At 54.7% G+C, this 13,301-nt stretch carries 10 protein-coding genes; 8 read left to right on the top strand and 2 right to left on the bottom strand.

Annotated elements, in window-relative coordinates:
• The first annotated feature begins 155 nt into the window (after window positions 1-155).
• The 4 genes from yieE to J9880_RS14535 all read left to right on the top strand — a co-directional run bounded on the left by yieE (window position 156) and on the right by J9880_RS14535 (window position 4,786).
• On the top strand, window positions 156-1,028 hold the full coding sequence (gene yieE, locus J9880_RS14520; protein WP_095922774.1) for a DNA-binding transcriptional regulator YeiE: 873 nt from the start codon (window positions 156-158) through the stop codon (window positions 1,026-1,028).
• A gap of 131 nt (window positions 1,029-1,159) precedes the next feature.
• Window positions 1,160-2,635: an amino acid permease gene (locus J9880_RS14525; RefSeq protein ID WP_119822539.1), complete on the top strand. Its 1,476-nt coding sequence runs from the start codon at window positions 1,160-1,162 to the stop codon at window positions 2,633-2,635.
• A gap of 232 nt (window positions 2,636-2,867) precedes the next feature.
• Entirely contained in the window at window positions 2,868-3,950 is a 1,083-nt protein-coding gene (locus tag J9880_RS14530; protein ID WP_095922772.1) for a FecCD family ABC transporter permease, read from the top strand.
• A complete protein-coding gene (locus tag J9880_RS14535; RefSeq protein ID WP_133822957.1) occupies window positions 3,950-4,786 on the top strand; it encodes an ABC transporter ATP-binding protein in 837 nt (278 codons plus the stop codon). The genes J9880_RS14530 and J9880_RS14535 overlap by 1 nt, the downstream gene beginning before the upstream one ends.
• 193 nt (window positions 4,787-4,979) lie before the next feature.
• Here the strand turns inward: J9880_RS14535 and J9880_RS14540 are convergent, their stop codons facing one another.
• Together J9880_RS14540 and ompC are read right to left on the bottom strand one after the other, a co-directional pair.
• Window positions 4,980-5,786 carry a 5'-nucleotidase, lipoprotein e(P4) family gene (locus J9880_RS14540; RefSeq protein WP_119822537.1) on the bottom strand — a complete coding sequence of 269 codons (807 nt, stop codon included), beginning with the start codon at window positions 5,784-5,786 and terminating at the stop codon, window positions 4,980-4,982.
• Window positions 5,787-6,001: 215 nt separating this feature from the next.
• The gene (gene ompC / locus J9880_RS14545) at window positions 6,002-7,111 is read right to left on the bottom strand and encodes a porin OmpC (protein WP_095922769.1); all 1,110 of its coding nucleotides are present in this window, start codon (window positions 7,109-7,111) and stop codon (window positions 6,002-6,004) included.
• 325 nt (window positions 7,112-7,436) lie between these two features.
• On the opposite strand from ompC, the gene dinG reads away from it, so the two are divergent.
• From dinG to J9880_RS14565, 4 genes are all read left to right on the top strand, one after another.
• Window positions 7,437-9,611, top strand: coding sequence for an ATP-dependent DNA helicase DinG (gene dinG, locus J9880_RS14550; RefSeq protein ID WP_232769515.1), 2,175 nt, complete (start codon window positions 7,437-7,439; stop codon window positions 9,609-9,611).
• A gap of 30 nt (window positions 9,612-9,641) precedes the next feature.
• A complete protein-coding gene (gene ybiB, locus J9880_RS14555; protein ID WP_232769516.1) occupies window positions 9,642-10,604 on the top strand; it encodes a DNA-binding protein YbiB in 963 nt (320 codons plus the stop codon).
• 313 nt (window positions 10,605-10,917) lie between these two features.
• On the top strand, window positions 10,918-11,259 hold the full coding sequence (locus J9880_RS14560; RefSeq protein WP_095922766.1) for a zinc ribbon domain-containing protein YjdM: 342 nt from the start codon (window positions 10,918-10,920) through the stop codon (window positions 11,257-11,259).
• A 112-nt stretch (window positions 11,260-11,371) separates the two neighbouring features.
• Window positions 11,372-13,234, top strand: a complete 1,863-nt coding sequence (locus tag J9880_RS14565) for a M3 family metallopeptidase (RefSeq protein WP_232769517.1) — start codon at window positions 11,372-11,374, stop codon at window positions 13,232-13,234.
• The last annotated feature ends 67 nt before the right edge of the window (window positions 13,235-13,301 follow it).

Here is a 13,301-nt window from a genome sequence, read left to right on the forward strand (position 1 = left end):
CTACGCCGCGCTTATATAAAAATGAAATTGATTATTACTTTATAACCTATCGATAAAACTGGTATAAAACAGCCATTCAAAAGAGGCCTGCAAGGCGAGGGTCTATACTAAAAAAACGGGCGTGCAGTCAGGCGCAGGAGAATAGCGGGACATTTATGCACATAACATTGCGACAACTTGAAGTTTTCGCCGAAGTGCTGAAAAGCGGTTCGACCACGCAGGCATCGGTTGTGCTCTCCTTATCACAATCGGCAGTCAGTGCGGCGCTGGCCGATATCGAAGGTCAACTGGGCGTGCAGTTATTTGACCGTGTCGGTAAGCGGCTGGTCATTAATGAACACGGGCGTTTGTTGTATCCGAAGGCGCTGGCCTTGCTTGAACAGGCCGGTGAAATCGAGCGTCTGTTCAATCACGATAACGGTTCGCTGCGCATCGGTGCCAGCAGCACGATCGGCAACTATATGTTACCGGCGATGATCGCCGATTACCGGCTGGATTATCCGGCGACACCGCTGGAGCTGAACGTCGGTAACACCAATGACGTCATTAACGCGGTGGCGGATTTTCGTGTTGACCTCGGTTTGATCGAAGGCCCCTGTCAGGTTCCGGAACTGATCACCCAGCCCTGGCTGGACGACGAACTGGTGGTGTTTGTCGCGCCGGAAAATCCGCTGGCGGGCAAAGTGGCATCGCTCGAATCGCTGGCGCGGGAACCCTGGATCCTGCGTGAGCGCGGCTCCGGTACGCGCGAGGTGTTGGATCATCTGCTGTTGCCGCAGTTGCCGGATTTTAATCTGGTGATGGAATTGGGGAATTCCGAAGCGATCAAGCACGCGGTGCGTCATGGCATCGGCATCAGCTGTCTGTCGCGGCGGGTCATTGCCGAACAACTGAGCAGCGGTTCACTGGTGGAAATTCCGTTGCCGGTGGCGCCGCTGGTGCGCAAACTTTATCTGATCCATCACCGGCAGAAACATATCTCCGGTGCATTATCACGGTTTCTTACGTATTGCCGTGAAACCCGATAATGGTCTTTCACTAATGATCGGCGGCCTGTTATGAAGGTGTCTTATAACAGGTCGTTCCTGCTATTCAGAGCGGCAGGTTTTGCTACAATCCGCGCTTAAATTTCCACATGACGAGCGGATATAGGGTAAAAATGGCTCAACAACCTACAAAAAATACGCAGGTGGCTCCCACACTGCGTCGCGAGCTGAAGGCACGTCACTTAACGATGATCGCCATCGGCGGTTCAATTGGTACGGGTTTATTTGTCGCCTCCGGCGCGACGGTTTCTCAGGCAGGCCCGGGTGGGGCGCTGCTCTCCTACGCATTAATCGGCATCATGGTGTACTTCCTGATGACCAGTCTCGGTGAGCTGGCGGCGTTCATGCCGGTCTCCGGTTCATTCTCTACCTACGGCTCACGCTATGTTGAAGAAGGCTTCGGTTTCGCACTGGGCTGGAACTACTGGTACAACTGGGCCGTCACCATCGCGGTTGACCTGGTGGCCTCGCAACTGGTGATGAACTACTGGTTCCCGGACACGCCGGGCTGGATCTGGAGCGCCTTGTTCCTCGGTCTGATCTTCCTGCTCAACTACATTTCCGTGCGCGGTTTTGGCGAAGCGGAATACTGGTTCTCGCTGATCAAAGTCGTGACGGTCATCATCTTTATCGCCGTCGGCGTCCTGATGATCACCGGCATTATGCGCGGTGCGGAAACAGCGGGCTGGCACAACTGGACCATCGGTGATGCGCCGTTTGCGGGTGGTTTTGCCTCGATGATTGGGGTGGCGATGATTGTCGGCTTCTCCTTCCAGGGCACTGAACTGATCGGTGTCGCGGCGGGCGAATCGGAAAATCCGGGTAAAAATATTCCGCGCGCCGTGCGTCAGGTTTTCTGGCGTATCCTGCTGTTCTATATTCTGGCGATTCTGGTGATCAGCCTGATCATCCCTTATACCGATCCAAGCCTGTTGCGTAATGAAGTGGGCGATATCTCCGTCAGCCCGTTCACGCTGGTGTTCCGCAATGCCGGTCTGCTGTCAGCTGCGGCGGTAATGAATGCGGTGATCCTGACGGCGGTATTGTCTGCCGGTAACTCCGGGATGTACGCCTCAACCCGTATGCTGTTTACGCTGGCAAGTGAAGGCAAAGCGCCGCGCATGTTCGCCAAACTGTCGAAAGGCGGTGTGCCGCGTAACGCACTGTACGCCACCACCATCGTGGCTGCGCTGTGCTTCCTGAGTTCAATGTTTGGTAATCAGACCGTGTACCTGTGGCTGCTGAACACCTCGGGCATGACCGGTTTTATCGCCTGGCTGGGCATTGCTGTCAGTCATTACCGCTTCCGTCGCGGTTACGTCTCTCAGGGACGTGATCTGAAGAAACTGCCTTATCTGTCTGGCTTCTTCCCGTTCGGTCCGGTCTTTGCCTTTGTGCTGTGTCTGATCATCACGCTGGGTCAGAACTATCAGGCCTTCCTGAAAGACACCATTGACTGGGGCGGCGTGGCAGCGACTTACATCGGCCTGCCTCTGTTCCTGATCATCTGGTTCGGCTACAAGCTGAGCAAAGGCACCAAAGTGGTGAAATACAGCGAAATGGAATTCCCGGAACACGTTGATAAATAAGTGACGGAACGTTCTTGCTGCTGAGAAGCGGAGCCACGGCTCCGCTTTTTTTATGTCCGGGATCCACGGCGGGGAGACACCACGTCATGTTTTGTTACCCCGCCGTTTAATCTGAACGCCTGATAGGTTTTGCAAAACACATTGATAATTATTATCATTTCTTTCCTTCCTACGGGAACCGCAGAGCACGTCTCCCGCCGTAAGTTCTTAACTTAATGAGATTGAAGCGAAAATGAGTGCAACTACCGAACCCGCTCTGGCGGTGAAAGGCAATGCCGAACACAGCGTGATGGGGCGATATCAGAATATTGTGCGCCGCCGTCTGTTGATCATGCTGGTACTGGTTCTGGCGATTGTCGTCTCACTGGTGATTGATTTTGTGATGGGGCCTTCGGGGTTGTCACTGGGCACGCTGTGGAAAACGCTGTTTGACGCCGCGTCGGCAGATCCGGGTACGCGGGTCATTGTCTGGGATATCCGCCTGCCGTACGCGCTGATGGCGGTGGCGGTCGGGATGTCGCTGGGTCTGGCGGGCGCTGAAATGCAAACCATCCTGAACAACCCGCTGGCCAGCCCGTTTACTCTCGGCGTCTCCTCGGCGGCGGCGTTTGGTGCCGCGCTGGCGATCGTGCTCGGTATCGGTATTCCGGGCATTCCCGACCAGTGGTTTATCTCCGCCAACGCCTTTATTTTTGCGCTGTTAGCGGCACTGATGCTCGACGGCATTACCCGCTGGACGCGCGTCGCCAGTTCCGGCGTGGTGCTGTTTGGTATCGCGCTGGTCTTTACGTTCAACGCACTGGTTTCGCTGATGCAATTCATCGCCACCGAAGACACCTTACAGGGGCTGGTCTTCTGGACGATGGGCAGTCTGGCGCGGGCGTCGTGGGTAAAACTCGGCGTGATGGTGCTGGCCTTCCTGATTTTGCTGCCGTGGTCGATGATGAGCGCGTGGAAACTCACCGCGCTGCGTCTGGGTGAAGATCGCGCCGTCAGCTTTGGTATTGATGTCCGTCGTCTGCGCCTCGGCACCTTACTGCGTATCAGTATTCTTTCCGCGCTGGCGGTGGCGTTTGTCGGGCCGATTGGCTTTATCGGTCTGGTCGCGCCGCACATCGCCCGCCTGATGTTTGGTGAGGATCACCGTTTCTATCTGCCTGCCAGTGCGCTGATTGGCGCGCTGGTGTTATCCATGGCGTCGGTGGCGTCGAAAAATCTGGTGCCGGGCGTCATTATTCCTGTCGGTATCGTGACCTCGCTGGTCGGCGTACCGTTCTTCCTGAGCATTATTCTTCGTCACCGGGGGAACGTCTGATGTCAGCCATGCCGGAAATACAGCCTGAGGATCTGCTGAACGCCGCCACCCAGGGGCTGCAAATTCGTGATTTCAATGCCGGTTACCCGAAGCGTCATGTGATCCGCCATCTCAATGTGCCGATGCTGCCGCGCGGTAAAATTACCGTTCTGCTCGGGCCAAACGGCAGCGGGAAATCGACGTTACTGCGTTCGCTTGCCGGTCTTAATCGTGCGGAAGGGCAGTTGCTGCTCGACGGCCACGACTTAATGCCGATGCCGTTTGCCCGCCGTGCGGAGCAGGTCGTTTACCTGCCGCAAACCCTGCCAGCGGGTGTCCATCTGCATGTGCTGGAATCCATTATCGTGGCGCAGCGCGCGTCCGGTGGGAAAGGCAAACAGGCGGAGGGCACTGATAAAGTGATGGCGCTGCTGCGTCAGCTGGGAATCGAACATCTGGCGCTGAGTTATCTCGATCAGCTTTCCGGCGGGCAGAAACAGCTGGTGGGTCTGGCGCAATCGCTGATCCGCCAGCCTTCGCTGTTACTGCTCGACGAACCGCTCAGTGCGCTGGATCTTAACTATCAGTTCCACGTCATGGATCTGGTGCGCAAGGAAACGCAGAAACGCCATATCGTGACCGTGGTTGTTGTGCATGACATCAACATCGCCCTGCGTCATGGCGATCGGGTGCTGATGCTCAAGGACGGTAATCTGATCGCCGATGGCGCGCCGGAAGACGTGATCACCCCCGACAGTCTGGCACGGGTTTACGGCGTACGCGGAAGGATTGAGCGTTGCTCGCAGGGGACACCGCAGATATTGATTGACGGGCTAGTGGGGGATCCGGAGATTTAACGTTATGTCCTGACAAAAGGCAGACATTACTCAGGCGTTCACCGATCCGCTCCCTCCCCTGCGAAGGGGAGGGCCGGGGTGGGGTATTAACGCAAACACATTGGGTGACGTTTCCGCTCAGGCCATTGATCTACAGTCTAAAACCCCCTCCCAACCTCCCCCTTCGCAGGGGGAGGAGCAAACCGCAACGGGCTTACTTCCCGTTCCACGCCTTCAGATTCTGATCCCGCGCAGACAATTTCTGCTCAGGCGTCAGCTTGTTGTAATCCTTCGCCAGACCGCTCTCCCAGTCGCCGTATAACGGGTTCGGCAGCACGATATATTGGGTGCCAAAGTGCTGATGATTCTGGTTCACAAACGCACGGCGCTGCTCGTTGCCCTGATGATAGGTCGCGGCACCAAAGTCATTCAGATTGTCACCGATGTAAATCACCACGTGATAACCGGCGGCTTTGATGGAATCAAAACGCGCCTGTTTATTCGAGGTATCTGAACTCAGCAGCATGGTTTTTTCATTGGCACCGGTGAAGCCCAGACGGTTCATGTTGTCGAGGGTAGCGGCGTATTCACTGGTTTTACGGTTAGACACGTAGAACATGGTGCCGCCGTGGGAATTGACATAGTTAGCGAACTCAACAGCGCCGGGAATGGCCGTGGCCTGACGGGCAGCGGTCCATTGTGACCAGGTTTTGCTGTCAAAGGGCTGATTGGCTTTGACCTGCCAGGCGCTGTAGGCGCTGTTATCCAGCATGGTTTCATCCAGATCCACCACCACCGCTTTCTTCTGACCTGCCAGCGGCTGCGCCTGATCGTAAGCCATCTTCGCCGTATTAAACGCCTGATACGCCAGCGCCTGATATTCACCAGATTGCTGGAACCAGTTAAGCGCCATCACCGACTGATCATTGAGTTTCTGCTGGGCATCAGGTTTTTGCTGCGCACAGCCGCTGAGGGCCAGCATGATTAACGCACTGGTGGTGCAAAGTGTCATTTTATTCATTGGTCATCCCTATGCTTGTTAAGAAAGATTCGCATTTATGAAAATCGTTAAAACTGTAGCAGATTCAGCGGGATGTGAAACAAGAAATGACGGGTTACGCGAGATGTCGCGGAAAATCATAAAAATAAAAAAGGCCGGAGGGTGAGTCCGGCCGAAGAAAATCAAGACAGAGAATAATAATGAGGTGGTAAAGCGCCTGTTTTAATAACGGATTGTCAGAACTGATAAACCAGGCCGACAGCCGTCACGTCGTCGTTATTCAGACCGAGTTTGTTGTCGTCGTCCAGCTGGTTGATTTTATAATCAACATAGGCAGACATATTTTTGTTGAAATAATAGGTCGCGCCGACGTCGATATATTTAACCAGGTCAACATCACCGATGCCTTCAATATCTTTGCCTTTGGTCTGCACATAACCCAGAGAAGGACGAAGACCAAAGTCAAATTGATATTGTGCGACCGCTTCCACGGTCTGTGTTTTATTTGCAAAACCGCTGCCTGCTGGCGCGCTGGCAATACCTGCCGGCACAGTAATGGCGATCATATTACGGGTTTCCGCATACATCGCGGCTAAATATACCCCGTTGTCATCATATTTCAGGCCGCCGGTCCAGGCGTCTGCTTTATCGCCTTTGCCGTACGCGGAGGTGCTCTGGCCGATAGTGCGGTCAGAGGACGCGTAGGCGCCACCGATGCTCACGCCGGTATCACCGAGTGCGTAAGTGGTGGAAAGGGCGTAACCGTCGCCGTTCGCGGTGCTGTTGCCGCGACCGTCATTTTCGTTTTTACCCTGATACTGAACGGCCACATTCAGGCCATCAACCAGACCGAAGAAGCCACGGTTACGGTAGGTGGCCACGCCGTTGGTACGGCCCGTCATGAAGCGGTCTGCCTTGGTGTAGCCGTCGCCGCCGAACTCAGGGAACATATCGGTCCAGGCTTCGACGTCATATAGTGCGCCGTAGTTACGACCGTAGTCGAAAGAGCCGTACTGACCGAATTTCAGACCGGCAAAGCCCAGACGGGTTTTGGTGCCGGTGGTGCTGGCTGTCTTGCTGTCGGATTCAGCATGGTTAGCCATGATGTTGTATTCCCACTGGCCGTAACCGGTGATCAGGTCGTTAATTTGCGTCTGACCTTTAAAACCGAAACGCACATAACTCTGGTCGCCGTCGTTGCTGTCAGAATCAGAGAAATAATGCAGACCTTTTACTTTACCGTACAGGTCAAGTTTATTGCCGTCTTTATTATAAATTTCCGCTGCGTGTGCGCCTGATGCCATCAATAAACCAGGAATTAAAAGTGCCAGAATGTTACGTTTCATCAATTTTTACCCTGCATTCTTTTATTAAAAGCTTTTCATAAAAGCTTTATATGAAGTCTTGTGAAAAGACGCTGTTCATCATTGTTTGCTGTGCATTCCGTATGGACTCGGATTTTTCTCAGCGAGAGTTTTTTACCGTATATTTGTGATCAATTTATGACAGGCAGAAATGAACTTTTTCTTTTTTTACACGTCCTCCGTTTTTTCTGCACAATTTTCATTCAGGCAAAAAGCCCGGAATTAAGATTTCGGGCTGCGCCCGATGCCGGTCTGTGTGACAATAGCGGCCACATTCCGGTCACGACCTTCAACCAAAAAGAGATGCATGGCGCTTTCCCCCGCAGTTAAAAATCAGATAAGCCAGTGGTACAAAGCCCTGCAACAGCAAATCCCGGACTTCATTTCCCGCGCTCCGCAACGTCAGATGATTGCAGAGGTGGCGAAAGCGTTCTCGGGGGATTCCGCACGGCATCTGGCCATCGAGGCGCCCACCGGCGTCGGGAAAACGCTGTCTTATCTCATTCCCGGCATTGCCGTCAGTCGCGAAGAAGAAAAGCCGCTGATCGTCAGCACCGCCAACGTGGCGTTGCAGGATCAGATTTACAGCAAAGATTTGCCGCTGCTGAAAAAAATCATTCCCGATCTGAAATTCACCGGCGCGTTCGGGCGCGGCCGTTATGTCTGCCCGCGTAATCTGGCGGCGATGAGTAATGAAAATGCGCAGGGCGATCTCGGGTTATTTCTCGGCGATGAACTGGCGCCCTCGAGCGGCGAAGAACAAAAGTTCTGTAAAACGCTGGAAACCGCGCTTTCCCGTTACGAATGGGACGGACTGCGCGATCACTATCAGAAAACGATCGACGATCCGCTGTGGATCAAAATCAGCACTGACAAAGCCAACTGCCTCAGCCGCAACTGTCACTATTTCCGCGAATGCCCGTATTTCGTGGCGCGCAAAGAGATTGAAAGCGCCGACGTGGTGGTGACCAACCACGCGCTGGTGATGGCCGCGCTGGAATCCGAATCGGTACTTCCGCCCGCGAAGGACTTGCTGCTGGTGCTCGACGAAGGCCATCATCTGCCGGAAGTGGCGCGCGATGCGCTGGAAGTCGATGCGGAAATTACCGCCGTGTGGAATCACCTGCAACTCGACAATTTTGTGCGCCAGATTGAGCAATGTCTGGCGTTGTTTACCCCGAAAAATCCGCCGCCGCTGACCAATGCTGAACGTCTGCACAATCATTGCGCTGAAATGCGTGAATTGCTGCTGCTGGTCGAGCAATCCGTCAGCCAGTATCTGCCGCCTGCGGAACCGGAAGCCGAATACCGTTTCGAACTGGGCGCCTTGCCGCCGGAACTGACTGAACAGTGCAGCCACCTGTTCAAGCTGACTGACGGCCTGCGCAGTCTGGCGGAATATATGGTGAATGATCTCAGCGAAAAGACCGGCAAACACGACATTATGCGGCTGCACCGCGCCATTTTGCACATGAGCCGGATGCAGGGTTATCTCGAAACCATGAGCAAACTGTGGCGGCTGGCGGCGCTGGATAAAGCCTCGAACGCGCCGATCGGTAAATGGGTGACGCGTTCCTATTTCGATAACCAGACGCATCTGGTGTTTCACTGCGCCGGGATCCGCGTCAGTGAGCAGCTGGAAAAAATGCTCTGGCGTAAAGTGCCGCATGTGGTGATCACTTCCGCCACGCTGCGGTCGCTGAACAGTTTCTCGCGGTTGCAGGAAATGAGCGGCCTGACGGAAAAAGCCGGTGACCGTTTCGTCAGTCTGGATTCGCCGTTTAATCACGTCGAACAGGGCAAGCTGGTCATTCCGCAAATGATCCACGAACCGCTGATGGCTAACGAAGCGGCACATATTCAGGAAATGGCGGATTTTTTCCGCACCGAACTGGCGAAAGGCGGACACACCGGGCAACTGGTGCTGTTTGCCAGCAACCGCGCGCTACAGCAGTTTGTGTCCCTGCTGCCGGACCTGCGGCTGATGCTGCTGGTGCAGGGCGATCAGCCTCGCTACCGGCTGGTAGAAGAGCACCGCAAGCGGGTGGCGGCAGGCACGACCAGCGTGCTGGTGGGGCTGCAATCGTTCGCCGAGGGGTTAGATCTGAAAGGCGAACTGCTGACGCAGGTGCATATTCATAAGATCGCGTTCCCCCCTATCGACAGTCCGGTTATTCTGACGGAAGGCGAATGGCTGAAAACACTGAAACGTTATCCGTTTGAAGTGCAGAGTTTGCCGAGTGCGTCATTCAATCTGATCCAGCAGGTCGGGCGGCTGATCCGCAGCCATGAATGCACCGGCGAAATCGTCATTTACGATAAACGTCTGCTGACAAAAAACTATGGCGCACGCCTGCTGGCGGCGTTGCCGGTGTTCCCGATTGAGCAGCCTGAAATGCCCGCGCCCGGTTCGGTGAAACGCCCCGATATTCTTAAAACCGCGAAGAAAGATCCGGTTCGTCGCCGTGCACGCAGACGATGACTTTTTTCGGACAGACAAGGTAAGGCTACGATGGATTACACCAAACTTATCAAAGAAGTGGGGCGCGGAAAAAATCACGCCCGGGATCTGGATCGGGAACAATCGCACGCGCTGTATCGCGAGATGCTGGCAGGTGAAGTGCCGGATTTACAGCTGGGGGCGCTGCTGATTGCGTTTCGTATTAAAGGCGAAGCGGAAGAAGAAATGCTGGGTTTTTATCAGGCGATGGCAGAAAGCGTTATGCGCCTGCAGGCCCCGGCAGACCGTCCGCTGCCGGTGGTGATCCCCACCTATAACGGCGCGCGTAAACAGGCGAACCTGACGCCGCTGCTGGCCATCTTGCTCAGCCGTCTGGGGCTGCCGGTGCTGGTGCATGGCGTGGATGAAGATCCGACCCGGATCACCAGTGCCGAGATTTTCCGCGCACTGGGCATCCCCGCCGCACAAAACCAGCAGGAAGCGCAGCAGCAGCTGGATGCCGCCAGCGGACCGGTCTTTGTGCCGATCTCCGTGCTGTGTGCGCCCATTGAGAAGCAGCTCGCCCTGCGCTGGCAGATGGGGGTTCGCAACAGCAGCCATACGCTGGCGAAACTGATCACACCGTTTACCGGTCAGGATTGCCTGCGCTTATCGAGCGTTTCGCACCCGGAATATGTCCAGCGCGTTTCCTCGTTCTTCCGCCAGATCGATGGCCGCGCCTTACTGACGCAGGGCACCGAGGGCGAAGTGTATGCTAACCCGTCACGCTTCCCGCAGACGCACCTGATCGCCGCCGGAGTTCAGCAGGTGCTGGCAGAAAAAGAAGAGATTTTCGCCGCGGACGTGCCTGCCTCGAAAGACGTGGCGACCACCGTCGAATACATCAATCAGTGTCTGAATGGCGGGCGCGCGATCCCGCAGGCGATCATCACGCAACTGGCGTGTTGTCTGGTGGCCGCAGAGGTTTGTGCCGATATGGCCGAGGCCAGAATGATTGTGGATCAGATATTTTAAAAGCCGGGAATTAGCTAAGTTAGCTCCTCCCCCTGTGAAGGGGGGCGGGTATTAAGGTCAAAATCAGGCGTTTAAGTGTGCTTAAGCATGGGTTTCGCCTTTAATACCCTCTCCCGGCCTCCCCCTTCGCAGGGGGAGGAGCTAAAAAAACAGCTCTTATTACTCTATAAATCCTGCGTTTAGGTTTGTCTCAGCTCCCCAAAATCTCCGTTACCCTGTTCAAAAGTGTGGTTAAAGGCTAAAATAAAGAAACTACGAAATCTATTGACTGATTTCATTCGTTTTTTTTATAAAGTTTTATGGAGATTAAAATATGGAAACGTTACCAGCTTGCCCGGCATGTCAATCTGAATTCACCTGGCAGGACGGCGAAATGCTTAACTGCCCTGAATGTGGACATGTCTGGTCGATGAACAGCGATGCAGCGGGTGAAGATGACACGCTGAAAGTGGTGGATGCCAATGGCAATCTGCTGGCGGATGGCGATTCTGTCACGGTGATCAAGGATCTGAAAGTCAAAGGCAGTTCTTCGATGCTGAAAATCGGCACCAAAGTGAAAGGCATTCGTTTAGTCGAAGGCGATCACAATATTGACTGCAAAATTGACGGTTTCGGCCAGATGAAACTCAAATCCGAGTTCGTTAAGAAAAACTGATCTCCGCACGATCCTGCCTGACGTTCAAAAGCGGTTCTGCCATATCGACATAACCGCTTTGCGAACATACACTCAATGCATAATCTCGTTAACTTTCAGCAGAGAAGAATGCATGAAACAGGCTCAGGACTATTTTAACGCGCTCAATCGCGACTACCTCAACGTGCATCAGGACAAAGAGAATTTGTTCTGGCAACACTATATGGGCACGGGTGATGAAAACGTCTCCGACGCATTCTCCGCTGCCGAAACCGCCTACAAACGCTTTATCGCCGAACCCTCCCGTCCGAAAGAAATCCGTGATGCCATTGCCGCCGCAGAGAAAGAACCTGCCGGTGAAGCGCGTGATGCGTTGCTGCATGGCCTGCGCGGCTGGCTGAGTTTCTTCGACTGCAACGTGATTGAAGATCCAAAAGCGCAGGCGCTGATGGATGAAATCATTCAGGCCGAATCCGTGCTGTTTGGTAAACGCAAACAGTACCGGATGACCCACATCAACAGCAAAGGCGAGCGCGTTAATGCCTCCCTCGGCGAGCTGCTGACCAATCAGGCCAATAACGAAAATGAAGCTTACCGCCGCAGTTCGCAAAATGCGTTGCGTGAACTGGAAGAGTGGCTGCTGCATAACGGTTTGCCGCAACTGATCGGCCTGCGTAACCGTTTTGCGCGCCAGCTCGGTTACCGTAACTATTTCGATTATAAAGTGAATAAAACCGAGCGCATGACGCCGGAACAACTGTTCGCCATCCTCGACCGGTTTGAAGAGCAAACGCGGGAAAGCAACACGCGCAGCCTCAATGAACTGGTGGCGCGGGAAGGCGATGCCGCGCTGCTGCCGTGGAATATCCGCTTTGCCAGCGCCGGTGACGTGACCCGTCAGCTTGACCCGTATTTCCCGTTTGCCGATTCCCTGCGTCGCTGGATCGACAGCTTTAAGCGCCTGAATATCGGCTTTAACGGCGCAGAAATGCAGCTGGATTTACTGGTACGCGAAGGCAAATATGAGAATGGCTTTATGCACGGGCCGGTGCCGCCGTTTTATGACAACGGCAAATGGGTGCCCGCGGTGATTAACTTCACCAGCCTGGCGAAACCGGATCAGATTGGCAGCGGTGCGAGCGGCCTGAATACGCTGTTCCACGAAGGCGGTCACGCGGCGCATTTCGCCAATATCCGTCAGAACGCGCCTTGCTTCTCGCAGGAATTCCCGCCGACCTCGATGGCTTACGCCGAAACCCAGTCGATGTTCTGCGACAGTTTGCTCGACGATGCCGACTGGCTGAAGCGTTATGCGAAAAATACCGCCGGAGAGCCGGTGCCGGATGAACTGATCCACGCCAGCATCGAAGCCCGTCAGCCGATGCGCTCTTTCAACGAGCGTCACATTCTGCTGGTGCCGTATTTTGAATGGCAGCTTTATCAGTGGCCGGATGAGAAACGCACGCCGGAAGCCATGATCGCGCTGGCGCGTGATGTCGAAACGCACATTTTAGGCGTGACCGGCAGCCCGCGCCCGACGCTGGCTATTCCGCATCTGCTTTCCATGGAATCCGCCTGTTCCTATCAGGGCTATCTGCTGGCGATGATGGCCGTAGAACAGACCCGCGCATTCTTCCTGAAACGCGATGGCTACCTGACCGATAACCCGGCCATCGGCCCGGATCTGGCGAAACATTACTGGACGCCGGGCAACAGCGTCAGTCATGACGATACGTTGCGCAGCCTGACCGGTGAAGGCTTCAATCCGGATTATCTGGCGCAGGCCTGCAACCAGACGATTGAAGCCGCGTGGCAGGATGCAAAGCAGACGATTGAAAAGGCCTCCGCACGTGAGCAGCCGGCAGCCGATTTCGACCTGAATGTGCATATCCGGGTGGTGGACGGCAGTCTGATCCTCGCGGACAGCGCCGACGGTGATGATGCCATGTGTCAGGATTTTGCGGATTTCGTTGAGCAAAACTACGGAAGTAAATAGCGACGGCAGCGAATAACCATCATTGATGAAAAAGCCACCGGCAGCGAACACTGCGCGGTGGCTTTTT

The sequence above is a fragment of the Rahnella victoriana genome, from assembly GCF_021276285.1.
Lineage (GTDB): Bacteria > Pseudomonadota > Gammaproteobacteria > Enterobacterales > Enterobacteriaceae > Rahnella > Rahnella victoriana.